The 1,118-nt window shown below is 63.2% G+C and carries 3 protein-coding genes; all 3 read left to right on the forward strand.

Features of this window, described 5'->3' with window-relative positions; genetic code table 11:
• Window positions 1-275: ribonuclease P protein component (locus tag ACP7BV_RS27105; RefSeq protein ID WP_426108000.1), on the forward strand; the 275-nt coding region annotated here is incomplete at its 5' end.
• Window positions 272-532, forward strand: a complete 261-nt coding sequence (gene yidD / locus ACP7BV_RS27110; protein WP_426108001.1) for a membrane protein insertion efficiency factor YidD — start codon at window positions 272-274, stop codon at window positions 530-532. The genes ACP7BV_RS27105 and yidD, both read left to right, overlap by 4 nt.
• An 11-nt stretch (window positions 533-543) precedes the next feature.
• Window positions 544-1,118 (forward strand): membrane protein insertase YidC (gene yidC / locus ACP7BV_RS27115; RefSeq protein WP_426108002.1); only part of this gene is annotated, 575 nt, incomplete at its 3' end.

Here is a 1,118-nt window from a genome sequence, read left to right on the forward strand (position 1 = left end):
GTTCGAACGACTTGCCGCATGCGCGGCTCGGCGTCGAGGTGGCCAAGCGCTTTGCGCCGCGCGCTGTCACGCGCAATACGATCAAGCGGGTCACGCGCGAACTGTTCCGCGTGGCGCAGCTGCCTGCCGTCGACTGCATCGTGCGCCTGGCGCGCCCGGTCAACACCAAGCAAGGCCCGGCCACCACCGCCGCGCTGAAGGCGACGTTGCGCACTGAAATCCAGAAGCTGTTTTCGTCCCAGGCGCCGCGCGCCGTCGCAGGGCCGGCGCCATGAAGCGCCTGCTCGTGTGGATCCTGCGCGCCTACCAGCTGATGCTCTCGCCGATGCTGGGCCAGAGCTGCCGTTTCTATCCGAGCTGCTCGCACTATGCGATCGAGGCGCTGCAAACCCATGGCGCCGCGCGCGGCAGCTGGCTGGCCGCGAAACGCGTCGGCCGCTGCCACCCATGGAACGAAGGCGGACACGATCCTGTGCCGCCCCCGCATCACAAGAATTCATCTACAGCCGCCTGCGGCTGCAACCACTCCTGACCAATACATCAATGGATATCAATAAACGCACCATCCTCTGGATCGTCTTTTCCGTATCGCTGGTTTTCCTTTGGAATAACTGGATGGTCGCAAACGGCAACCAGTCCATGTTTTCGATGACGTCGCCGCCAGCCCAGGTTGCGCAAGCGCCAGTGGCTGTGAATCCTGCTGCCGGCGCTCCTGCGGCAACTGGCGCCGCCGCGGCGGTGCCGGGCGCCCCAATGGCGCCACCGGCGATCAAGACCGAAATCATCACCATCACTACCGACGTCTTCAAGGTTGACATTGACACCGCCGGCGGCGTCGTGAAGCGCCTTGAGCTGCTCAAATTTCGCGACAAGGTGGACAAGACCAAGAACCAGGTGCTGTTCGACGTGACGCCAAAAGGCGCATACATCGGCAAGACCGGTCTCTTGCTCACTGGCGCGGCGTTGCCAAACGAGAGTACGCCATTCGTCGCCAAGCCGGGCCCGCGCGCACTCGACAGCGCCAATGAAGTGCAACTGGTACTCGAGGGCGAGGCTGGCGGCGTCAAGCTGATCAAGACCTTTACCTTCAAGCGCGGTGAATATGTCATCGGCATGCG

The organism is Massilia sp. TSP1-1-2 (assembly GCF_049896185.1).
Lineage (GTDB): Bacteria > Pseudomonadota > Gammaproteobacteria > Burkholderiales > Burkholderiaceae_D > Telluria_A.